Source organism: Phyllobacterium sp. 22229, from assembly GCF_052056495.1.
GTDB classification, from domain to species: domain Bacteria; phylum Pseudomonadota; class Alphaproteobacteria; order Rhizobiales; family Rhizobiaceae; genus Phyllobacterium; species Phyllobacterium myrsinacearum.
Genome location: NZ_JBQEPA010000077.1, coordinates 1 through 325, shown reverse-complemented (window position 1 = coordinate 325; position 325 = coordinate 1). Strand labels below are relative to the sequence as shown.

The 325-nt window shown below is 67.1% G+C and carries 1 protein-coding gene; it reads right to left on the bottom strand.

The window, feature by feature from the left end; all coding sequences use genetic code 11:
* On the bottom strand, positions 1–325 hold a 325-nt coding region (locus ACTJJ7_RS28140; protein WP_440969517.1), incomplete at both ends, for an Ig-like domain-containing protein.

The following is a 325-nucleotide window of genomic DNA, read 5'->3' as shown; positions in this document are numbered from 1 at the left end:
CCGTCACCGGTGTTCCCGCCCGTGTGGTGACGGAATGGGCGGCGGCCACCGGCAGCGGATTGACCGTCAGCGTAATCGTGGCGGGCGGCGACGTTCCGAACGCGTTGCTCAAGGTATAACCGATGCTCACCGCACCAGACGCCCCTGCTGGCGCGATATAGGTAATGGTGGTGCCCGACACGGTCGCACTGCCAAAAGCCGGAGGGGTAACAATGACCGCGCCCGTGAACGGACCGCCGGTGGCGCCGTCCGTCAGGTTTACCGTCACCGGTGTTCCCGCCCGTGTGGTGACGGAATGGGCGGCGGCCACCGGCAGCGGATTGAC